This window comes from Streptomyces sp. NPDC049040, from assembly GCF_043197715.1.
Classification (GTDB): Bacteria; Actinomycetota; Actinomycetes; order Streptomycetales; family Streptomycetaceae; genus Actinacidiphila.
In genome coordinates this window covers 207761-229489 of the sequence record NZ_JBICTO010000011.1, presented here as the reverse complement: position 1 = coordinate 229489, position 21729 = coordinate 207761, and the positions used below count along the sequence as shown (strand labels likewise).

Genomic DNA, 21729 nt, shown 5'->3' with positions numbered 1-21729 from the left:
CCTTTTCCCCTACCCACACCCACCCCCCCCCCCAGCCCCGGGTGGGCGGGGGGGGGCGGGCCCCCCCGCCCCCCGCGCCCGGGGCCGCCCCCCCCCCCCCCCCCCCCCCCCCCCCCCCCCCGCTCCTGGTCTGTGGCTTGACGGAGGGTCAGACCTCCACGACCACAGGGAGGATCATCGGGCGCCGGCGATAGGTGTCGGACACCCATTTGCCGACGGACCGTCGGATGAGCTGCTGGATCTGGCGGGTCTCCATCACACCGTCGGAGGCGGACCTGGACAGGCCTTCCTCGATCTTCGGGATGACGGCGGCGAAGGCCTCGTCCTCGATGCCCGAGCCACGCGCGTGGATGTTCGGGCCGCCGACGAGCTTGCCGGTGGTGCTGTCGACCACGACGAAGACCGAGACGATGCCCTCCTCGCCGAGAATGCGCCGGTCCTTCAGCGAGGATTCTGTGATGTCGCCGACCGAGAGGCCGTCGACGTAGACATAGCCGGCCTGCACCTTGCCCGCGATCTTGGCCACGCCGTTGACGAGGTCGACGGCGACGCCGTCCTCGGCGATGACGATGCGGTTCTTGGGGATGCCCGTGAGCTGCCCCAGGTCGGCGTTCGCCCGCAGATGGCGCCATTCCCCGTGGATCGGCATCAGATTGCGCGGCTTGCAGATGTTGTAGAAGTACAGGAGCTCGCCGGCCGAGGCGTGTCCTGAGACATGCACCTTGGCGTTGCCCTTGTGGACGACGTTGGCGCCCCATCGGGTGAGGCCGTTGATGACGCGGTAGACCGCGTTCTCGTTGCCCGGGATGAGGGAGGACGCGAGGACGACGGTGTCGCCCTCCACGATGCGGATCTGGTGGTCGCGGTTCGCCATCCGGGACAGGGCGGCCATCGGCTCGCCCTGGGAGCCGGTGCAGACCAGGACGACCTTCTCGTCCGGCAGGTCGTCGAGGACCTTGACGTCCACGATCAGGCCGCCGGGGACCTTGAGGTAGCCGAGGTCGCGGGCGATGCCCATGTTCCTGACCATCGAGCGGCCGACGAAGGCGACCTTGCGGCCGCGTTCGTGGGCGGCGTCGAGCACCTGCTGGATGCGGTGCACATGGCTGGCGAAGCTGGCGACGATGATGCGCTTGTCGGCCTTGGCGAAGGTCTGCCGCAGCACCTGGGAGATGTCGCGTTCCGGCGGTACGAAGCCGGGCACCTCGGCGTTGGTCGAGTCGGCGAGCAGCAGGTCGATGCCCTCCTCGCCGAGCCGCGCGAAGGTGGGCAGGTCGGTCAGCCGGCCGTCCAGCGGGAGCTGGTCCATCTTGAAGTCGCCGGTGACGACGACCATGCCTGCCGGGGTGCGGATGGCGACGGCGAGCGCGTCGGGGATCGAGTGGTTGACCGCGACGAACTCGCAGTCGAAGGGGCCGATGCGCTCGCGGTCGCCCTCCTTGACCTCCAGGGCGTACGGCCGGATGCGGTGCTCCTGGAGCTTGGCCTCGATGAGCGCGAGGGTGAGCTTGGAGCCGATCAGCGGGATGTCGTCCTTCTCCCTGAGCAGGAAGGGGACGGCGCCGATGTGGTCCTCGTGGCCGTGGGTGAGGATGACGCCGACGACATCGTCGAGGCGGTCCCGGATGGAGCTGAAGTCGGGCAGGATCAGGTCGACGCCCGGCTGCTCCTCCTCGGGGAAGAGGACGCCGCAGTCCACGATCAGCAGCTTGCCGCCGAATTCGAAGACCGTCATGTTGCGGCCGATCTCACCGAGGCCGCCGAGCGGTGTGATGCGCAGGCCGCCTTCGGTGAGAGTCCGCGGGGGGCCGAGTTCAGGGTGCGGATGGCTCAAAAGTTTCTCCCTATCACGCACGCCGGAAGGGCCTTCCTGGGCCGTGGCGCGCGGTACTGTATGTGACTTTTCCGTTGGCGCACCGTCATTCGGGCGGTGCGTATGCGTTCGGGTACTGCGTATTCAGTTGTGAAGTCTGTGTTCAGAGGTGTACCCCGCCGGCGGCGAGATCCTTCCTGAGGCGTTCGGTGGCCTCCGGGCCCAGCTCCGTGAGCGGGAGCCGGAGCGGGCCTGCGGGCAGTCCGCGCAGCGCGAGGGCGGTCTTGGTGGTGATGACGCCCTGGGCGCGGAACATTCCGGTGTACACCGGGAGCAGCCGCTGGTGGATCTCGGCCGCCTTCGCGACGTCGCCGCCGGTGTACGCGTCCAGCAGGGCGCGCAGCTCGGGGGTGACGAGGTGGCCGACGACGGAGACGAAGCCGGTGGCGCCGATGGAGAGCAGCGGCAGGTTGAGCATGTCGTCACCTGAGTACCAGGCCAGGCCGCTGCGGCCGAGTGCCCAGCCGGCCGCACCGAGGTCGCCCTTGGCGTCCTTGTTGGCGACGATCCTGGGGTGCTCGGCCAGCCGGACGATGGTCTCGGTGTCGATGGGGACGCCGCTGCGGCCGGGGATGTCGTAGAGCATGACGGGCAGGCCGGTGGCGTCGGCGATGGTGGTGAAGTGCCGGTACAGGCCCTCCTGCGGCGGCTTGCTGTAGTACGGCGTGACCGTGAGCAGCCCGTGGGCGCCGCCGCGCTCGGCCTGGCGGGCGAGCTCGGTGCTGTGCCGGGTGTCGTTGGTGCCGACGCCCGCGATGACGAAGGCACGGTCGCCGACCGCTTCGACCACAGCCCGTACGAGCTGGTCTTTCTCCGTGTCGCTCGTGGTGGGCGACTCCCCGGTGGTGCCGTTCACGACGAGTCCGTCGTTGCCCGCGTCCACGAGGTGGGTGGCGAGCTGCTGGGCGCCGGCGAGGTCGAGTGCGCCGTCCGTGGTGAACGGCGTGACCATTGCGGTCAGTACCCGCCCGAAGGGGGCCTTGGGGGTGGAGGTCGGAGCCATGGGTCCCACGCTACTCGGTGTGTATGGGGGCACGCAGCCGTGGGACCTGCGCAAAGGACTCCGGCGGTGTCTGCTCGGGGGTTCAGGCACCGCCGGAGTCCGTTTCTGAAGCGTAGATGAACCTCGCGAATGCCTGCAATCCGAACACTTCGGACATTCGGCTGCCGCGAGGCCGGCGGCCGCTCCGCTACGGGGCGACGCGTCCGTTCGCGTTGAAGGCCGCATGGGTGAGCGGCATCAGCTCCGCCCAGGCCGTCTCCATCCGCTCGCCGACCATCTCGATCTCGCGCTGCGGGAAGGACGGCACCGTCGCGAGCTCGTGCTGGGTGCGCAGGCCGAGGAAGTGCATCAGCGAGCGGGCGTTGCAGGTCGCATACATCGACGAGTACAGGCCGACCGGAAGGGTGGCCCTGGCCACCTCGCGGGCGACGCCGTCGGCGAGCAGCGCCTGGTACGAGGCGTACGACTGCGCGTAGGAGTCCTCCATCGCCGCCACGGTCTGCTTGTGCTGCTCCGGTGTGCCGTGCACGAACTCGTACTTCCCGGGACGGCCCTGCTGGACCAGCTTGCGGTCCTGCCCCGGCACGTAGAAGACCGGCTGCAGCTCGCGGTAGCGGCCGGACTCCTCGTTGTAGGACCAGCCGACGCGGTGGCGCATGAACTCCCGGAACACGAAGATCGGCGCGGTGATGAAGAAGGTCATCGAGTTGTGCTCGAAGGGGCTGCCGTGGCGGTCGCGCATCAGGAAGTTGAGCAGTCCCTTGGACCGCTCCGGGTCCTTGGTGAGCTCTTCGAGTGACTGCTCGCCCGCAGTGGAGACCCGAGCCGCCCACAGGACGTCGGAGTCCGACGCGCTGTGCTTGACGAGGTCGACGGTGACGTCGTCCCGGAACTCGACGGGGGCCGGGGAGTCGGGGGTCCCGGTGGGGAAGTCGGTCGGCACCGGAGTGTCCTTCCTGTGGGCGGCATTGCGGCGACCAGCCTAGGCGCTGGCAGGGCCGCTGCCCGGCACCGGATCGGCAAGGGAGACCGGAGCGGCCGGTGGCGGCCGATCGGCCGACCCGAAGTAGCCGTGGGGCCACTGTGGCGGCTAGCCTCACCGGATCGGGGCGCAGCCCGCCCCGCACCACCCCGCCGGAACCGGAAGAGGATTCTCCGCGTGTCCCTGCCCTACAGCTCCGTGACCGACGCGCCCGACGACCTGGCGGGCCCCCGGCCGCTGCCCCATCTCGAGCAGGACCGCTGGGTGCGGCCCTACAGCCTGGGGCCGTGGCGGGTCGCCGCCGCAGCGCTCTCGCTGATGCTGGCGTCGTATCTGCTGTTCGCCGCCCTGATCATGGCCGCCGCGGGCGACACGCAAGGCGGAGGTGTGTGCTTCCTGGTGGCCGTGCTGGTGATAGTCGCCACGCTGCGACTGCTGCGGGTCGGCGTGTGGGTGAGCGGCAAGGGGCTGCGGCAGACCGCCTTCTTCGGCACGGTGACCCTCCCGTGGCGCAAGGTCGGCTCGGTGCGTACGGCGCAGCAGCCGGTCCGGGTGCTGGGGCTGCCGCGCAGCGTCCAGGGGCAGGCACTGATCATCACCCGGAAGAGCGGCGAACCGCTGCGCGCGCAGCTCACCGACCACAGCGCGGACTTCCTCGGCCGGGTCGAGGCGTTCGACCTGGCCGCCGACACCATCGAGGGCTGGGCCGCGGAGCAGCGCTGAGCCGGCCCGTCCCGCGGCCCTGGGCCCCCTACCGCTGGGGCCTGCCGTCGTGCAGGGCGATGGCGCGCTGCATGGCCTTGCGCGCCCGCGGCGTGTCGCGGGCGTCGAAGTAGGCGACGGCCAGCCGGAACCAGTTGCGCCAGTCGTCCGGCGCCGCCTCGGTCTCCGCCTGCCGCTTCGCGAAGACCGCGTCGGCCGAGTCCCGGTCGATACGGCCGCTGGGTGTGCGGACGAGCTCGTCGACCGGCAGCCCGCCCTCGGCCTCCAGCTCCCGGCCGAGGCGCCCGGCGTGCCGGGCGAACTGCGTGGTGTGCCACAGGAACCAGGCACCGATCATCGGGAGCACCAGCACCGCGACGCCGAAGGCGACGGTGACCGGCCGCCCGTCGGCGATCAGCAGCACCCCGCGGTCGCCGACCAGCACGAAGTAGAAGAGCAGCGCGACGGCTGAGGCGGCGTAGCTGATTTTGGAGCGCATGCGGTCAGTCCTCCCGGTGGCCCGGTTCCGTCCCGTCGAGGAAGTTCTCCAGCCCGTAGGTGAGGCCGGGGACCCCGGGAACGGTACGGGCGGCGAGCAGGATGCCCGGCATGAAGCTGCTGTGGTGCAGCGAGTCGTGCCGGATGGTGAGCGTCTCGCCGGTGCCGCCGAACAGCACCTCCTGGTGGGCGAGCAGGCCGCGCAGCCGTACCGAGTGCACCGGCACCCCGTCGACGTCCGCGCCGCGGGCACCGTCGAGGCCGTGGGTCGTCGGGTCGTGCTGCGGGGCCAGGCCGGCCTCGGAGCGGGCGGCGGCGATCAGTTGTGCGGTGCGGGTCGCGGTGCCGCTCGGCGCGTCCGCCTTGTTGTCGTGGTGCAGCTCGATGACCTCTGCCGACTCGAACCAGCGGGCCGCCTGGCGGGCGAACTGCATGGTCAGGACGGCGCCGATGGAGAAGTTCGGAGCGACGAGCACTCCGGTGCCGTCTGCGGCGGCCAGCCAGCCGCGAAGCCGCGCCAGCCGCTCCTCGGTCCACCCGGTGGTGCCGACCACGGCGTGGATGCCGTGCCCGACGCAGAATTCCAGGTTGCCCATGACCGCGTCGGGGTGGGTCAGCTCCACCGCGACCTGGGCGCCGGCCGCGGTCAGCGTGTCCAGCGGGTCGTCGCGGTCGATCGCGGCGACCAGGTCGAGGTCGTCCGCGGCCTCGACGGCGGCGGCCGCCGCCGAGCCGATCCGGCCCTGGGCGCCGATGACGGCCACACGGAGCTTGCTCATCGTTTTCCGGTCCTCCGAGTCGTGCGTGAGAGGTGCTGTGGTGCGGGGCGGCCCTGCGGCCGTCCCCGCTATGCCACGGCTTCGTGCAGGCGGGCGATCTGCTTCTGCTTGAGCGGGCCGATGGCGGCCAGTGAGGGGCGCTGCCCGAGCACGTCACGGGCCACCGCGCGTACCTCGTCGGGCGTCACGGCGGCGATCCTGGCGAGCAGGTCGTCGACCGAGAGCTGGTCGCCCCAGCACAGCTCGCTCTTGCCGATCCGGTTCATCAGTGCGCCGGTGTCCTCGAGGCCGAGGACGGTCGACCCGGACAGCTGGCCGATGGCGCGGCGCAGCTCCTCGTCGGTCAGGCCGTGGTCGGCGACCTGGTTCAGCTCGTCCCGGCAGATCTTGAGCACTTCCTGTACCCGGCCGGGCTGGCAGCCGGCGTAGACGCCGAAGAGGCCGCAGTCGGCGAAGGACGAGGTGTACGAGTACACCGAATAGGCAAGGCCGCGCTTCTCGCGGACCTCCTGGAACAGCCGGGAGCTCATGCCCCCGCCGAGCGCGGTGTTGAGCACGGCGAGCGCCCAGCGGCGCTCGTCGGTGCGGGACAGGCCCGGCATGCCGAGGACGACATGCGCCTGCTCGGTGCGCCGGTCGAGCACCTCGACACGGCCCGCCGCCCGCAGCGTGCGTGCGCCGTTCCGTGGCGGCTGGGGCAGCGCGTCGGGGTCGCGCAGGGCGCCGGCCCTGTCGAAGGCGCGGCGGACCTGCCGTACGACGCTGGCGTGGTCGATGTTGCCCGCCGCGGCGACCACCAGGCGGGTGGGGTCGTAGTGCTTGCGGTAGAAGCGGGCGACCTGGTCGCGGGTGAGCGCGTTGATGGTCTCGACGGTGCCGAGGACGGGACGCCCGAGCGGGGTGTCGCCGAGCATGGCGGTGCCGAAGAGGTCGTGGACCTGGTCGCCCGGGTCGTCCTCGGTCATCGCGATCTCCTCGAGGACGACGCCGCGCTCGGCGTCGATGTCCTCCTGGCGGATCAGCGAGCCGGTGAGCATGTCGCAGACCACGTCGATGGCCAGCGGCAGGTCGGTGTCGAGCACCCGGGCGTAGTAGCAGGTGTACTCCTTCGCGGTGAACGCGTTCATCTCGCCGCCGACGGCGTCGACCGCGGCGGAGATGTCGAGCGCGCTGCGCCGCTGGGTGCCCTTGAAGAGCAGGTGCTCCAGGTAGTGGGTGGCGCCGTTGAGCACCGGGGTCTCGTCGCGGGAGCCGACCGCCGCCCAGATGCCGAAAGTGGCGGAGCGTACGGTCGGCAGCGTCTCGGTGACGACCCGCAGGCCGCCGGGCAGCACGCTGCGGCGTACCGTGCCGACGCCGTCGGAGCCGGGCAGCAGGGTCCGTGTGCGGACGGCCCGCCCCTTGGTGGAGGGGCGGGCCGTCGCAGCGGTGGAGCGAGTCGTCACTTGGCCGACTCGTCCTTCGCGTCCTCGGCGTCGCCGTCCTCGCCCTCGATGACGGGGACGAGCGAGAGCTTGCCGCGCTGGTCGATCTCGGCGATCTCGACCTGCACCTTGGCGCCGACGCCGAGGACGTCCTCGACGTTCTCGACGCGCTTTCCGCCGGCGAGCTTGCGGATCTGCGAGATGTGCAGCAGCCCGTCCTTGCCGGGCATCAGCGACACGAAGGCGCCGAAGGTGGTGGTCTTCACGACCGTGCCCAGGTAACGCTCGCCGACCTCGGGCATGGTCGGGTTGGCGATCTGGTTGATCACCGCACGCGCCGCCTCGGCCTGCGAGCCCTCGGTGGCGCCGATCAGCACCGTGCCGTCGTCCTCGATGGAGATGTCGGCGCCGGTGTCCTCCTGGATCTGGTTGATCATCTTGCCCTTGGGGCCGATGACCTCGCCGATCTTGTCCACCGGGATCTTGATGCTGATGATCCGCGGCGCGTTCGGCGACATCTCGTCCGGGGAGTCGATGGCCTCCATCATCACGTCGAGGATGTGCAGCCGGGCGTCGCGGGCCTGCTTGAGGGCCGCGGCCAGCACGGACGCGGGGATGCCGTCCAGCTTGGTGTCCAGCTGGAGCGCGGTCACGAACTTCTTCGTGCCGGCGACCTTGAAGTCCATGTCGCCGAACGCGTCCTCGGCGCCGAGGATGTCGGTCAGCGCGACGTAGTGCGTCTCGCCCTCGATCTCCTGCGAGATCAGGCCCATGGCGATACCGGCGACCGGGGCCTTGAGCGGCACACCGGCGTTCAGCAGCGACATGGTGGAGGCGCAGACCGAGCCCATCGACGTGGAGCCGTTGGAGCCCAGCGCCTCGGAGACCTGGCGGATCGCGTAGGGGAACTCCTCGCGGGTCGGCAGGACCGGGATCAGGGCGCGCTCGGCGAGGGCGCCGTGGCCGATCTCACGGCGCTTGGGCGAGCCCACGCGGCCGGTCTCGCCCACCGAGTACGGCGGGAAGTTGTAGTTGTGCATGTAGCGCTTGCGGGTCTCCGGCGCCAGGGTGTCGAGCTGCTGCTCCATCCGGAGCATGTTCAGCGTGGTGACACCGAGGATCTGGGTCTCGCCGCGCTCGAAGAGCGCCGAGCCGTGCACCCGCGGGATCGCCTCGACCTCGGCGGCCAGCGTACGGATGTCGGTGACGCCGCGGCCGTCGATGCGGACCTTGTCGCGGATCACGCGCTGGCGGACCAGCTTCTTGGTCAGCGAGCGGTAGGCCGCGGAGATCTCCTTCTCGCGGCCCTCGAACTGCGGCAGCAGCTTCTCGGCGGCCAGGCCCTTGACCCGGTCGAGCTCGGCCTCGCGGGCCTGCTTGCCCGCGATGGTGAGCGCCTTGGCCAGCTCGCCGGTGACAGCGGCCTCGAGAGCCTCGAAGACGTCCTCCTGGTAGTCCAGGAAGATCGGGAACTCGGCGGTGGGCTTGGCGGCCTTGGCCGCGAGCTCGGACTGCGCCTTGCAGAGCACCTTGATGAACGGCTTGGCGGCGTCCAGTCCTGCGGCGACGACCTCCTCGGTCGGCGCCTCGGCGCCGCCCTCGACCAGCTGGATGGTCTTCGCGGTGGCCTCGGCCTCGACCATCATGATCGCGACGTCGCCGTCCTCCAGGGCGCGGCCCGCGACGACCATGTCGAAGACGGCCTCTTCGAGCTCGGTGTGCGTCGGGAAGGCCACCCACTGGCCGCGGATCAGCGCGACGCGGACGCCGCCGATCGGGCCGGAGAAGGGCAGGCCCGCCAGCTGCGTGGAGCAGGAGGCGGCGTTGATGGCGACCACGTCGTAGAGGTGGTCGGGGTTGAGCGCCATGATCGTGCAGACGACCTGGATCTCGTTGCGCAGGCCCTTGACGAAGGACGGGCGCAGCGGGCGGTCGATCAGCCGGCAGGTGAGGATGGCGTCCTCGGACGGGCGGCCCTCGCGGCGGAAGAAGGAACCGGGGATCCGGCCGGCCGCGTACATGCGCTCCTCGACGTCCACCGTGAGGGGGAAGAAGTCGAAGTGCTCCTTGGGCTGCTTGGACGCGCTCGTGGCCGACAGCACCATGGTGTCGTCGTCCAGGTAGGCCACGGCGGAGCCGGCGGCCTGGCGGGCCAGCCGGCCCGTCTCGAAACGGATGGTGCGGGTGCCGAAGGTGCCGTTGTCGATCACGGCTTCGGCGTAGTGGGTCTCGTTCTCCACTATGGGGATTCTCCTCGTCCTTGCCCGCGGGGCGTGTCCTCGCGGGCCATCGGTGGAGGGGCGTCCTGCCGGGGGCCGGTCTTCGATCGAAGCCACCGGGGGTGGAACCACCCGGGGGCCACTACCGAGGACCGGCGTCTGCGGCGGATAGGAGGACGCTCCTCCTCATACGTTGTCAACAGCACCATTGCACCAGACGACGCAGGGGTCGCGCACGTCATGTGTGCGGCTGGTGACCTGGTGCCCGCAACTTCGGTGCATATGGCAAAGGGAGCGGCCCCCGTCGTGCGGGCACCGCTCCCCTCCACGCGTCCCTAGCGAACGCCCGCCGCGCCGGCACGGATGCCGAGGCGCTCGCGGAGCTCACGGAAGCGCGTGATGTCCTTCTTGGCCAGGTACTGCAGCAGACGGCGGCGCTGGCCGACCAGGATCAGCAGACCACGACGCGAGTGGTGGTCGTGCTTGTGGGTCTTGAGGTGCTCGGTCAGGTCCGAGATCCGGCGCGACAGCAGCGCGACCTGGACCTCGGGGGAGCCGGTGTCGCCCTCCTTGGTGCCGAACTCGGCGATGATCTGCTTCTTCGTCTCGACGTCGAGCGACATACGGACTCCTCATGGGGTTCATCGGCCGGCGAGCGTCCCCGGTCTGCATCGCGGGGAAATCTCAGGTGACTCGCACGGCATACGGTCACCGGGCGTGAACACACAGGTGACCGTCAGCCAGGGTACCAGCAGGTCGCCGGGCGGATTACCGGCGGGTCAGCGGCGCCCGCCGCCCGGTGCCGGCCACCCGGCGGCACCCCCGCAGCCTGCCCCGGCCGGGTACGTCAGTCGCTGCTCAGCCCGCGGACGGAGCCGTAGACCTTGAGCACACCCAGGCACAGCGGGACCAGCGACAGCAGGATCGCACCCTCGGCGAGGTCGAGGCTGCGGCCCCAGAACGGGGAGACCCCCTTGCGGGGCACGATCAGCCCGATCGCGACCAGCAGCACCGCGCCGGCCGCGATCGCCGCGGACAGCCACAGCGTGTGCAGGTCGAGCGGTCCGTGGTCGCCCCTGGCCAGGTGGATCAGCAGCGACACGTCGGGGTTCAGCGCGAGCCCGAGGATCAGCAGGGCCACCGCGAGGATGCCCGCCACCACCAGGCTGGCGACCTGGCTGGTGTAGCGGAAGAGCCGGGCGCGCAGCAGCGCCGCCACCCCTGCGGTCAGGGCGAGCACCTGGGCGGGCGCGGAGTCGGAGAAGCTCATCACGGCGGCGGCACCGACGACGGTGGCCGCGCAGCCGCCGACCAGGCCGAGCAGCAGTTCGTGGCCGCGGCGGGCCTGTGCGGCGACCGCCTCGTAGTCGATGGCCTGCTCGGGCTCGCGCCGGTCGCCGTAGCGCTCCATGATCTCGGCGGACGGCTCGGGCGAGCCGAAGCCGATCGGCAGCCGGGCGAAGCGCGCGGACCAGCCGGGCAGGAAGCCCACCAGGGCCACGGCCGCGACGGCGGCGACCGAGGCGACGGCACGCGGCGGGGCGTCGGTGGCGATGGCGGCGTAGGTGGCCAGGGTGCCGGCGGCGGCCAGGAAGGCGGACGCGACGAAGGGCGCGTCACCCGTGGGCAGGACCGCGACCAGGATCGCCGAGGCCAGCAGCACGGTGGCGCAGCCGACCATGAACTGGAGCCGGCCCGGACCTTGCCCGTGGTCGGGGGCGACGATGCCGGAGCCGGCGATCAGCAGGTGCGGCAGCGCGGCGAGGCCGAGGGCGACCGCGGCGGCGCGGTCGCGGTAGATGCGGGCGCGTACGGCGGCGAAGGCGACCAGGACCGTGCCGAGCACCCCGGCGACGACGCCCGGCATCGAGTGCATGTCGTGCCTGACCGGCTCGGCCCACCACAGCACGAAGCCCATCATGACCAGCAGCACCGCGCCGCCGGTCAGGCCGACGACCCGCATCAGGTCGTCGTTCCAGCGGCGGCGGTCGCGCACGACCGCGGTGGCGATGGCGTCGGCCACGTCGTCGTGGACGGCGGGCGGCAGGGACTCCGCGAAGGCCCGCAGCGCGATCAGTTCACCGTCGAGGACGCGCTGGGCGGACAGCGACAGGGAGGGGTCGAGGACGCTGCCGTCCCTGCGGACGAGGTGGAAGCCGGTGGGCTCCTCCTCGGTCTGCACCTGTCCCGACAGCCGCAGGATGTCGGGACGGAGGTCGGCGACCGGCAGGTCGTCCGGCAGTGCCACGTCGATCCTGCTGTCCGGTGCTACGACCGTGACGCGACAGAACCCGGTCGCTGAGATCGTGCTCACCGCGCTGTGCCCCCTCGTGTGCGGAGTTCCGCGAGCAGCCAACTCCCGCCTGGCCGGTGGACGGTGGCTGTAAGTAGTATCTGCGACAAAATATCAATCACAACGGGTCGATGATCCCGGGGGGCGAGCACATCAGTGAGTTCGGTCATCGTCAAGCGTCCGGCGCGGGCATTCCCGCCCGAGATGCCGTCGGAAGAGCTTGAACTGGCGTCACCGCCCGAACTGCAGCGCGGCCAGGACCAGGGCGTGATGATGATGCTGCTGCCCATGCTCGCCATGGGCGGGTCGGCGGCCTACTTCTTCATGCCGGGATCGCAGCCCATCATGAAGGTGATGGGCGGCCTGATGCTCACCTCGATGGTCGCGATGGCGATCGCGCAGGTCGTGCGGACCCGCCAGGGTGCCAGCGGGCACATGGCCGACAGCCGCCGCGACTACCTCAAGTACCTCGCCCAGCAGCGCCGCAAGGCGCGCAAGGTCGCCGACCAGCAGCGCAGCAGCCAGCTCTACACCCACCCCGCACCCGACCAGCTGTGGGCGCTGGCCGCCGAAGGCAAGCGGGTGTGGGAACGCCGCCCGGGCGACGACGACTTCGGGCAGGTACGGGTCGGGCTCGCCCCGCAGCAGCTGGCCACCCCGCTGGTCGCCCCCGACACCGCCCCCGTCGACCAGCTGGAACCCCTCACCGCACACGCCATGCAGCGTTTCATCGCCGCCTACGGCACGGTCGAGGCGCTGCCGCTGGCCGTGTCGCTGCGGGCGTTCTCGCATGTCGCGCTGACCGGTGACCCCGAGGCGGTCTACGGGCAGGCGCGGGCGATGATCGCCCAGCTGTCGACGCTGCACTCACCCGCCGACCTGGCACTCGGCGTGGCCGCCTCGCCGTCGGCGCTGCGCGAGTGGGAGTGGGTCAAGTGGCTGCCGCACACGCAGTCGCCGTCCGAGCTGGACGGTGCGGGCACCCGGCGGCTCGTGGTGGGCGACGTGGGCGAGCTGGAGGAGCTGCTGCACGGCAGGCTGGAGGACCGGCCGCGGTTCCAGCGCGACGCGGCCCCGCTGCTCGACCAGCCGCACGTGGTGGTCTTCGTGGACGGCGGCACGGTCCCGGCCACCTCCGTGCTGGCGGGCGGTGAGGGCCTGCTCGGCGTCACCGTGGTGGAGATGGCGCCCGGCGAGACCGGCGAGCCGCGCGGCGACCTGTGGCTGCGCTGCACCTCCGAGGAGATGCTGCTGCGCTCGGCGGCCGGCGGCGCCTACGGCGGCACCCCCGACCGGCTGAGCGCGATCGAGGCCGAGTCGCTGGCCCGGCAGCTGGCGCCGCTGCGGCCCGCCGACGGCGGCGACGACGAACCGCTGCTGTCCAACCTGGACTTCACCGACCTGATGGGCATCGGCGAGGCCTCCTCCTTCGACGTCGCGCGCGGCTGGGTCCCGCGCAGCCAGCACGAGCGGCTGCGGGTGCCGATCGGTGTGGGCGAGGACGGCGAGCCGGTCCACCTGGACCTGAAGGAGGCCGCGCAGGAGGGCATGGGTCCGCACGGGCTGTGCGTGGGCGCCACCGGCTCCGGCAAGTCCGAGCTGCTGCGCACCCTGGTGCTCGGCCTGGCCGTCACGCACTCCTCCGAGTCGCTGAACTTCGTGCTCGCCGACTTCAAGGGCGGTGCGACCTTCGCCGGGATGAGCGAGATGCCGCACGTCTCGGCCGTCATCACCAACCTCGCGGACGACCTGACCCTGGTCGACCGCATGCGCGACTCGATCACCGGTGAACTCCAGCGCCGCCAGGAGCTGCTGAAGTCCACCGGCAACTACGCCAACATCCACGACTACGAGCGGGCCAGGACCGCGGGCGCGGCACTCGAACCGCTGGCGTCGCTGGTGCTCGTCATCGACGAGTTCAGCGAACTGCTCACCGCCAAGCCCGAGTTCATCGACATGTTCATCCAGATCGGCCGGATCGGCCGATCGCTGGGTGTGCACCTGCTGCTGGCCTCGCAGCGCCTCGAGGAGGGCAGGCTGCGCGGCCTCGACACGTACCTGTCCTACCGCATCGGCCTGCGGACCTTCTCCGCTTCTGAGTCACGGGCCGCGCTCGGCGTGCCCGACGCCTACCACCTGCCGTCGGTGCCGGGTTCCGGCTATCTGAAGTTCGGCACCGACACGATGGTGCGGTTCAAGGCCGCCTACGTGTCGGGCCCGCACCGCAGGGGCCGGGAGGCCGAGGCCGGCGGCGGCGCGCAGGGCGGCCGGCGGGCCGCGCCGTTCACCGCGGCGCCGGTGGCCATGAGCGCCCCCGCGGTGCGGCCGGCCGTGCAGCGGGACGACGCCGTGGCCGACACCGTCCTCGACGTGCTGGTGCGGCGCCTCGAAGGCCGCGGGCCCGAGGCGCACCAGGTGTGGCTGCCGCCGCTGGACGAGGCGCCCAGCCTCGACCGGCTGATGCCGCTCGCGGTGTCGGCGGACCGCGGTCTGCAGGCGACCAGCGGGGTGGCGCTCGGCGGGCTCTCGGTGCCGCTCGGCATCGTGGACAAGCCGTTCGAGCAGCGCCGCGACCCGCTGACGCTGGACTTCAGCGGCGCGGCAGGACACGGTCTGATCGTCGGCGGCCCGCGCAGCGGCAAGTCGACGATGCTGCGCACCCTGGTGGCGTCCTTCGCGCTCACCCACACACCGCACGAGGTGCAGTTCTACTGCCTGGACTTCGGCGGCGGCGCGCTGCGGGCGGTGGACGGCCTGGCCCACGTGGGCGGTGTCGCCGGACGGCTGGAGCCCGACCGGGTGCGCCGTGCGGTCGCCGAGGTCGCGGGGGTGCTGGCCCGGCGCGAGGAGGTCTTCCGCAGCCGCGGCATCGACACGGTGGCGTCGTACCGCAGGCTGCGGGCGACCGGTGAGCTGCCGGACGAGCAGTGGGGCGACGTCTTCCTGCTGATCGACGGCTGGGGGGCGTTCAAGCAGGACAACGAGCGCCTGGAGCCGGTGGTCGCCGACATCGCCGCGCGCGGCCTCGGCTTCGGCGTGCACGTGGTGCTCACGGCGTCGCGCTACATGGAGGTCAGGGCGGCGCTCAAGGACCAGCTGCTGAACCGCCTGGAACTGCGGCTCGGCGACACCATGGACTCGGAGATCAACCGCAAGGTCGCCGCGAACGTGCCGGCCGGTGTGCCCGGCCGGGGCATCACGCCGGCGCAGCTGCATTTCATGGCGGGTCTGCCGCGGATCGACGGCAGTTCGTCGTCCGCCGACCTCACCGAGGGCGGCGCGGGTCTGGTCGAGGCCGTCAACTCGGCCTGGCGCGGGGCGCCCGCGCCAGGCATCCGGATGCTGCCGACGATGCTCACGGCGGAGCAGCTGCCCGACGGTTCGCGCTTCCCGGAGCGCGGGGTCGCCATCGGCATCGACGAGACGGCACTCGCACCGGTCTTCGTGAACTTCGAGACCGACCCGGTGCTGATCATCTTCGGCGACAGCGAGTCGGGCAAGACGGCCGCCCTGCGGCACATCGCCCGGCAGCTCAGCCAGCGCTACACCCCGCAGGAGGCCATGCTGGTGGTCGGCGACTACCGGCGCACCCTGCTGGGCTCGCTGCCCGACAGCCATGTGCTGGAGTACATCGCGGCGTCCGCGGCCATGGAGACGCACATGACCGAGGTGCAGAAGCTGGTCGAGCGGCGTGCGCCCGGCCCGGATGTCACGCCCCGGCAGCTGCGCGACCGCAGCTGGTGGAGCGGCCCGCAGCTGTTCGTGCTGATCGACGACTACGAGCTGGTCGCGGCGGGCAGCAACCCGATGGCGCAGCTGGCCGACAGCCTGCCCTTCGCGCGCGACGTCGGGGTGCGCTTCATCATCGCCCGCAGCAGCGGCGGCGCCGGGCGCTCGATGTACGAGCCGTTCATGCAGCGCGCCAAGGAACTCGCCGCGCAGGGCCTGGTCCTGTCCGGCGACCCGAACGAGGGCGAGCTGATGAGCTCGGTCCGGCCTCGGCAGATGCCACCCGGGCGGGCGATCTTCGCCGCGCGGCGCGGCGGCAGCCGACTGGTACAGCTGGCCTGGACCCCGGAGGGGTGACCGGGAGGGTTGACGGCCGGATTCCGCCGACGGCGCCGCCTGCTAGGTTTTTTGCGGGATGAGTGCGGCCGCCGACCTGCGGCAGCACTGGCGATGGGGGCACGATCATGAAGGCGGACTGGAACCGGCTCTACGGTTCCGGCGGTGACGCGGCGCCCGCCGGGGCAGGCGGCCGGCACCCGGACGGCAGGGGCGCGGGGTCCGCCGCACCGGACGGCGACGGCCCGGCGTGGTCGCGGCTGACGGAGCTGGTGGACGGCGCAGGCGGCAGCCTGCCGGTGCCGGTGGCCGCGGACTTCGGGATGCTGCCGAGCGCCCGGGAGGGCGCCCACGCCGCCCTGGTCTCGGAACTGGCCGACCTGCACGCGGGCAACGGCGACCCCGACGCGCTCCTCGACGCCTTCCGGGCGAGCACCGTGATGGTGCCGACACTCGACGGCGGCGACCTGTGGGCGACGAGCATGGGCGGCGTGCACTGGGTGTACGCGTTCTCCGACGACACCGAGTTGGCGCGCTTCGCGGTGGCGCGGGGAGCGGACGGCTCGGCCGCGGTGGACTACGTGACGGTCCACGGGTGGCGGCTGCTGGACGAGGTGGTGCCCGCGGTCGGCGAACCGGCCGGAGTGGCACTGGACGTGGCGGGCAGCCGGCCGATGATCTTCCCGCCGGTGGCGGGTGTGGTACCTGACGAGGCCGCGGTGGACGCCGCGGCGGTGAACGGGGAGGAACGATGACCGGAGGCGGCGGGAGCGGTTACAACGTCACCGAGACGGCGCTGGCCCAGACGGCGTCCGGGCTCAACGGCGTCATCCACGAACTCCAGTCGATGGGCCAGGAGGCGGCGGCCGATGTCGGCCGCGGCTTCTCCAACCTCAAGCTGACCGGCATGCAGACCGGCCACTCCGGGCTGACGTCGGCCTTCGGCGGCTTCTGCGACCGCTGGGAGTGGGGCGTGCGGACCATCGTCCAGGACGCCGACCAGATCGCCCAGCGGCTGGGCCTGTCGGCGGGCACGTACTACGAGATGGACCAGTACGCCATGAAGACCCTCAAGGTCGTCGTGGCCTCCGACCTCGGCAATCCGAACCTGACCGAGGAGCAGGAGGAGGACATGTCCTGGGGCCAGATCGGCGCCGACAACCCGGTCAACGACTTCCTGCACCCCGACTTCAGCGCCAAGTCCGCGCAGCAGGCGGCGTCCGAGATGGGTCAGACCTGGAAGGACACCGCCCACGACATGAGCCGGTCGATCCCGCTGGAGACCGCGGCGACACTCAGCGGGCACCAGGACGACTACGACCGGACGCTCGACCGGATCTACGGCCCCACCCCTGAGGAACGCGCGCAGGCGCAAGGCGGTGGCTCCGGCAGCGGCGGCTGATGGGCGTCCGCGGGCTGATCGACGCGATCGGCGAAGGCGGCGACCGGCTGCTGCGCTCCGCGGAGCACAAGGCCGGCTCCCTGCTCGACGACAACGCCCACCTGCTGGCCGCGGGGCTCGACGCCGCCGGGCTGCACAGCGCGGCGGAGTGGACCGAGGACACCGGCGACAAGGTCGCCGACTGGCTGGGCGCCCCGGTGGCCGAGCAGGAACTGGGGCAGAGCGAGGACCCCGAGGAGCTGCTGCACGGCGACGCCGGCCGCATCCGCGGCGCGGTCGGCCATCTGCGGCGGCTGCACACCGCCCTGGACACCGGGCGCACGGGCCTGTCCCATCTCGACCCCGGCAACTGGTACGGCGCGGGCGGCGACGCCTTCCGCGCGGCCTTCGCGCCGCAGCCCGGCGCCTGGGGCCGGGCTGCGGCCGCCTGCCAGCAGGCGGCCGACGCGCTGGAGCACTACTCCTTCACCGTGGACTGGGCGCAGGGCCAGGCGAAGGAGGCCGTGCGGCTGTGGAAGCAGGGCACCGAGGCGTGGAAGAAGGCCGCCGCGGCCTACGACGCCGAGGTCGACCGCTACAACGCGGACGTGGCGGCAGGCGGCGGCGAAGGGGCGCCGCCGGGGCCCTTCACCGACCCGGGCGCGGCCGACCGCGGAGCCGCGGTCGAGCTCCTGGACTCGGCGCGTGAGCAGCGCGACGCGGTCGCGTCCGGCGCGGCGGCCGCGGTGCGGTCCGCGACCGGACTCGCCCCCGGGCTGCCGGACTTCACCGACCGGTTGGAGTGCCGCGGGACGGACCTGCTGAGCGCCCTCCCGATCCAGCTCGAGCACTTCGCCGGCGGGCTGATCCGCAGCGGCGCCGACGCGATCCGCTTCACCCGCGGCCTGAACCCGTACGACGCCTACAACCTCACCCATCCGGCGCGGTATCTGACCCATCTCAACGCCACCGCCGCCGGGCTGCTCGACCTCTCCGTGCACACCGAGCGGCTGCCCGCGCTCCTGCTCGGCACCGGCTGGGGCAGCGACGGCGACGAGGCGAGCGGACGGCTCATGGGCAACGTCCTGCTGACCATCGCGACCGACGGCGGCAGCGCCGCCGGGCGCAGCGCCGCCGGCTGGCGCAACGCGGTACCCCCGCGGGGCGCCACGTTGGAGGACATCCGCAGCGCGCTGCGCGGCGGCGACGACGGGCTCCAGCCGGTCGACGAGATCGATCAGCGGGCCCTCGAAAGGGCGGTGCCGCGCAACCGCGACGGCAGCTTCCAGCGGTATCCCGACCCGCGCGAGTCCTGGACGAAGTGGCAGAACGACGGCGGCCCAGGGGTGCCGGGCCGGTCCAACAACTGCGCCGACAACGTACGCGCCGCGCTGGAGACCTGGTACGGCAACCCGCAGGTCGCAGCCGCCCGGACGCTCAGCAGGGACGCGGAGGGCAAGCTCGACGTGCTGACCGCCGAGCGGTTCGGTGTGGAGAACGGCAACGTCTGGGGCGGCACGTCCTTCCACTACGCGGGGCCCGGGGAGGCCGGCTACCAGCGGGTGGCCGACGACGTGCACGCGTCGGGGCACGGGTCGAGTGCCCTCGTCCACATCGAGTGGCCGCGGAAGTCCGACGGTGTGCGCACCGCCCATGTCTTCACCGCGCTGAACCACAACGGCGAGGTGTTCTGGTTCGACCCGCAGTCAGGTGTCGTGAGCAGGGAGCCCATCCACCCGGTGGCGCGGCACGTCTTCCACTACGTCCTCGACCCCGAACGGCGGCCGGTCCCCCGTGCATCGGCCGGAACAGCAGCGCAGGAGTGATCACGTGAACGAAGACGACGCCCGGCGGATCACCGCGGGCCGCTACCGGTGGCCGCTGCCGAACGGTGAGGCCGCCCCGATGAGCGTCACCGAGTTCGACGTCGGATTCATCGTGCTGCCCATCTTCCCGCCGCCCCCGCCGCGGCTTCCCGGGCAGCCCCCGCACATGACGCAGCCGGGCGCGGCCGCCGTCGTGGTCGACAAGCTCACCGGGGAGGCCACAGCGGTGCCCTACCGGGGTGACGAGGCGACGGCCGACTACTACCGCGCCATCCGGACACCGCCCCGGGCCTGATCGGGCGCTCGGCGAGCGACCGCAGCCGCCGCCCCGCCACCGGGTGCGCGCGGCCGGACGCGGCGACCCAAGCGGAAGGCCGGAAACATCCCTTCCGCCGCGCTCTGTCACCCCCTGTGGCCTGGCCGTTCCGCTGCCGAAGATGCGACCCGTGGCTGAAACCTGAAAGGATGTGCCGGATCGTCAACACAGTCACAAGCGGTCCGGCCGCCGAACCGGCACCGCGCAACAGCACCGCGGGGGTGGGCTGATGGGCATCGGAGGCCTGATCGACAAGATCGGCGACGGCGGCGAGAAGCTGCTCGGCAAGGCCAAGCAGAAGACCGGCGAACTGATCGACGACGGCGCCCACCTCCTCGGCGACGGCCTGGACCACGTGGGCCTGCACGACGCCGCGGACTGGGTCGACGACCACGGCGACTCGATCGCCGACCACCTCGGCGCCCACGTCGACGAGCAGCAGCTCGGCCAGACCGAGGACCCCAAGGAACTCATCCACGGGGACTCGGCGAAACTCCGCGAGGTCTCCGGCCACCTGAGCCGCTTCCACTCCGCCTTCGACACCGGCCACACCGGTCTGACCCACCTCGACCCCGGCACCTGGGAGGGCTCGGGAGCCGAGGCGTTCAAGGCGAAGTTCGCCCCGCAGCCGGCGAAGTGGGCCAAGGCGGCGACCGCCTGCCAGGACGCGTCGGACGCGCTGGAGCACTACGCCTTCACCGTCGACTGGGCGCAGGACCAGGCCAAAGAAGCCGTACGGCTGTGGAAGCAGGGCACCGAGGCGCGGAAGAAGGCCGCGGCGGCCTACAACACGAAGGTCGACCAGTACAACGCCGACCTGGACAGCTACAAGAAGCTGGTGGACGGCAACGACGACCCCGGCAAGCCGCCGGTCGCCCCCGACGCGTTCGTCGACCCCGGCGCCGGCGACAAGAACCACGCCAAGGAGATACTCGACGCCGCCCGCAGGCAGCGCGACACGGTCGCGGGCGAGACGGAGGCGAAGGTCCGTACCGCGACCGCGCTCGCACCCGCCAAGCCGGACTTCACCGACCGGATGAAGGGCGACGGCGGCGACTTCCTGAAGTCCGCGCCGATCCAGGCCGAGCACTTCGCCGGCGGGCTGATACGCAGCGGCACCGACATCCTGAAGTTCGCCCGCGGCCTGAACCCTTACGACCCGTACAACCTCACCCACCCGGCGCAGTACCTCACCCACCTCAACGCCACCGCCGCCGGCCTCGTGGACATGACCGCGCACCCCGAGCGGCTCCCCGCCGCGCTGCTCGGCAGCGGATGGGGCTCCGACGGCGACGAGGCGGGAGGCCGCCTCGTCGGCAACATCCTGCTGGCGCTGGCCACCGACGGGGGCAGCGCGGGCGCCAAGGCGGGCGCCGAGAGCGCGGCCAAGGACGCCGCGGAGCAGGCCGCGAAGGACGCGGCCGAGAGCGGCAGCAAGTGGAAGGGCCTCGCCAAGCCCACCGGGGACGTCAAGGGCGCCGCCTTCCACCAGGGTTCGATGACCCCGGCCGAGGAAGCGCAATTCCTGCACGACGAGTACCCGTGGCTCAAGGACGTCAACGACACCGGCAAGCCGGGTTACACCAACAACTGCTCCAAGAACGTCGAAGCGGTCAACGACCGCCTCGACGGCGTGCCCTCCCAGGCCACCCCGCTGAAGGACGCCCAGTGGCCCAGCCCCGCCAAGCTGGGCAACCCGAAGGCCCAATGGGAGGACGTCGGCAGCTACGACGACATCATCAAGGACATGAACGCGCGCGGCGAAGGCTCCCGCGGCGTGGTCTACATCGACCGCGGCACGACCGCGCACGTCTTCAACGTCGTGCGCGACGGCAACGGCGTGGTCTTCCTCGACGGGCAGACCGGCCGATTGGCGAACCTCGAATCGGGCGTGAACATCAAGTACATGCCGTACAAGTAGCCTGGTCGCCCGGCCCGCTCCGGGCACACGGGCAGGACCCGCGTGTGTGACGTACGACGTGGAGAACGACGAAAGGTGCACCCTGTGAAGACCGAGGAGGAGGCGCTCGCCGCCGCCTGGGCGTTCCTTCGGGACCGGTACGGCGACGGGCCGCCGACCATCGTGATCGGGCCGGGGGCCGCCGCGGAGCACCGGCTGGCCTGGACCGTGGGCTTCGACTCGCAGGAGCACATCGACACCGGCGACTTCACCCAGGCGCCGATGGTGCGGCAGCTGGTGGTCTTCAAGGACGGTTCGCTGGTCGACTTCACGCCGAGCGCCCTGACCGCGAGCGAAGCCCAGGCGTGGTTCGAGGACGGGACATGGCCCCAGCGGCTCGAGCAGCTGACCGACCCCCGTGTCTTCGGCACCCAGTGGACCCGGCAGCCGCCCTCCCCGGGGGCCTGA

17 protein-coding genes are annotated in these 21729 nt (G+C 71.8%); 8 read left to right on the top strand and 9 right to left on the bottom strand.

Annotated features, from left to right (window positions below):
• Positions 1-148: 148 nt before the first annotated feature.
• From ACGFMP_RS26095 to thyX, 3 genes are all read right to left on the bottom strand, one after another.
• Positions 149-1834, bottom strand: a complete 1686-nt coding sequence (locus tag ACGFMP_RS26095; RefSeq protein ID WP_393675409.1) for a ribonuclease J — start codon at positions 1832-1834, stop codon at positions 149-151.
• A 142-nt stretch (positions 1835-1976) separates the two neighbouring features.
• Positions 1977-2876, bottom strand: coding sequence for a 4-hydroxy-tetrahydrodipicolinate synthase (dapA, locus tag ACGFMP_RS26090; protein ID WP_393675408.1), 900 nt, complete (start codon positions 2874-2876; stop codon positions 1977-1979).
• A gap of 187 nt (positions 2877-3063) precedes the next feature.
• Entirely contained in the window at positions 3064-3819 is a 756-nt protein-coding gene (gene thyX / locus ACGFMP_RS26085) for an FAD-dependent thymidylate synthase (RefSeq protein ID WP_393675407.1), read from the bottom strand.
• A 216-nt stretch (positions 3820-4035) separates the two neighbouring features.
• Between thyX and ACGFMP_RS26080 the strand changes: the two genes are divergently transcribed.
• Positions 4036-4581, top strand: a complete 546-nt coding sequence (locus ACGFMP_RS26080) for a hypothetical protein (RefSeq protein ID WP_393675406.1) — start codon at positions 4036-4038, stop codon at positions 4579-4581.
• Between the two features lie 28 nt (positions 4582-4609).
• On the opposite strand, the gene ACGFMP_RS26075 is transcribed toward ACGFMP_RS26080, so the two are convergent.
• The 6 genes from ACGFMP_RS26075 to eccD all read right to left on the bottom strand — a co-directional run bounded on the left by ACGFMP_RS26075 (position 4610) and on the right by eccD (position 11794).
• Positions 4610-5059 (bottom strand): hypothetical protein, encoded by a 450-nt coding sequence (locus ACGFMP_RS26075; protein ID WP_393675405.1) that lies wholly within the window; start codon positions 5057-5059, stop codon positions 4610-4612.
• Positions 5060-5063: 4 nt separating this feature from the next.
• Complete coding sequence (gene dapB, locus ACGFMP_RS26070; RefSeq protein WP_393675404.1) at positions 5064-5837, bottom strand: 4-hydroxy-tetrahydrodipicolinate reductase; 774 nt, start codon at positions 5835-5837, stop codon at positions 5064-5066.
• 68 nt (positions 5838-5905) lie between these two features.
• Complete coding sequence (locus ACGFMP_RS26065; protein WP_393675403.1) at positions 5906-7282, bottom strand: M16 family metallopeptidase; 1377 nt, start codon at positions 7280-7282, stop codon at positions 5906-5908.
• On the bottom strand, positions 7279-9501 hold the full coding sequence (locus ACGFMP_RS26060; RefSeq protein WP_393675402.1) for a polyribonucleotide nucleotidyltransferase: 2223 nt from the start codon (positions 9499-9501) through the stop codon (positions 7279-7281). The genes ACGFMP_RS26065 and ACGFMP_RS26060 overlap by 4 nt, the downstream gene beginning before the upstream one ends.
• Positions 9502-9815: 314 nt before the next feature.
• Positions 9816-10103 carry a 30S ribosomal protein S15 gene (gene rpsO / locus ACGFMP_RS26055; protein ID WP_033173003.1) on the bottom strand — a complete coding sequence of 96 codons (288 nt, stop codon included), beginning with the start codon at positions 10101-10103 and terminating at the stop codon, positions 9816-9818.
• A gap of 224 nt (positions 10104-10327) precedes the next feature.
• Positions 10328-11794, bottom strand: coding sequence for a type VII secretion integral membrane protein EccD (eccD, locus tag ACGFMP_RS26050; protein ID WP_393675401.1), 1467 nt, complete (start codon positions 11792-11794; stop codon positions 10328-10330).
• Positions 11795-11929: 135 nt separating this feature from the next.
• Between eccD and eccCa the strand changes: the two genes are divergently transcribed.
• The 7 genes from eccCa to ACGFMP_RS26015 all read left to right on the top strand — a co-directional run bounded on the left by eccCa (position 11930) and on the right by ACGFMP_RS26015 (position 21729).
• A complete protein-coding gene (gene eccCa / locus ACGFMP_RS26045; protein WP_393675400.1) occupies positions 11930-15859 on the top strand; it encodes a type VII secretion protein EccCa in 3930 nt (1309 codons plus the stop codon).
• A 107-nt stretch (positions 15860-15966) separates the two neighbouring features.
• Positions 15967-16593, top strand: coding sequence for a hypothetical protein (locus ACGFMP_RS26040; RefSeq protein ID WP_393675399.1), 627 nt, complete (start codon positions 15967-15969; stop codon positions 16591-16593).
• Positions 16590-17240, top strand: a complete 651-nt coding sequence (locus ACGFMP_RS26035; RefSeq protein WP_393675398.1) for a hypothetical protein — start codon at positions 16590-16592, stop codon at positions 17238-17240. Before ACGFMP_RS26040 ends, ACGFMP_RS26035 begins: the two co-directional genes overlap by 4 nt.
• On the top strand, positions 17240-19045 hold the full coding sequence (locus tag ACGFMP_RS26030; RefSeq protein WP_393675397.1) for a putative T7SS-secreted protein: 1806 nt from the start codon (positions 17240-17242) through the stop codon (positions 19043-19045). Before ACGFMP_RS26035 ends, ACGFMP_RS26030 begins: the two co-directional genes overlap by 1 nt.
• Positions 19046-19049: 4 nt before the next feature.
• Positions 19050-19340 (top strand): hypothetical protein, encoded by a 291-nt coding sequence (locus ACGFMP_RS26025; RefSeq protein ID WP_393675396.1) that lies wholly within the window; start codon positions 19050-19052, stop codon positions 19338-19340.
• A gap of 250 nt (positions 19341-19590) precedes the next feature.
• The gene (locus ACGFMP_RS26020) at positions 19591-21282 is read left to right on the top strand and encodes a putative T7SS-secreted protein (RefSeq protein WP_393675395.1); all 1692 of its coding nucleotides are present in this window, start codon (positions 19591-19593) and stop codon (positions 21280-21282) included.
• A gap of 84 nt (positions 21283-21366) precedes the next feature.
• Positions 21367-21729, top strand: coding sequence for a YrhB domain-containing protein (locus ACGFMP_RS26015; RefSeq protein WP_393675394.1), 363 nt, complete (start codon positions 21367-21369; stop codon positions 21727-21729).

What these genes read in the sequence shown, in the direction of transcription:
- dapA (WP_393675408.1), bottom strand. Translation starts at nt 2,876, where the DNA reads ATGGCTCCGACCTCCACCCCCAAGGCCCCCTTCGGGCGGGTACTGACC.
- ACGFMP_RS26075 (WP_393675405.1), bottom strand. Translation starts at nt 5,059, where the DNA reads ATGCGCTCCAAAATCAGCTACGCCGCCTCAGCCGTCGCGCTGCTCTTC.
- dapB (WP_393675404.1), bottom strand. Translation starts at nt 5,837, where the DNA reads ATGAGCAAGCTCCGTGTGGCCGTCATCGGCGCCCAGGGCCGGATCGGC.
- rpsO (WP_033173003.1), bottom strand. Translation starts at nt 10,103, where the DNA reads ATGTCGCTCGACGTCGAGACGAAGAAGCAGATCATCGCCGAGTTCGGC.
- ACGFMP_RS26040 (WP_393675399.1), top strand. Translation starts at nt 15,967, where the DNA reads ATGAAGGCGGACTGGAACCGGCTCTACGGTTCCGGCGGTGACGCGGCG.
- ACGFMP_RS26035 (WP_393675398.1), top strand. Translation starts at nt 16,590, where the DNA reads ATGACCGGAGGCGGCGGGAGCGGTTACAACGTCACCGAGACGGCGCTG.
- ACGFMP_RS26030 (WP_393675397.1), top strand. Translation starts at nt 17,240, where the DNA reads ATGGGCGTCCGCGGGCTGATCGACGCGATCGGCGAAGGCGGCGACCGG.
- ACGFMP_RS26020 (WP_393675395.1), top strand. Translation starts at nt 19,591, where the DNA reads ATGGGCATCGGAGGCCTGATCGACAAGATCGGCGACGGCGGCGAGAAG.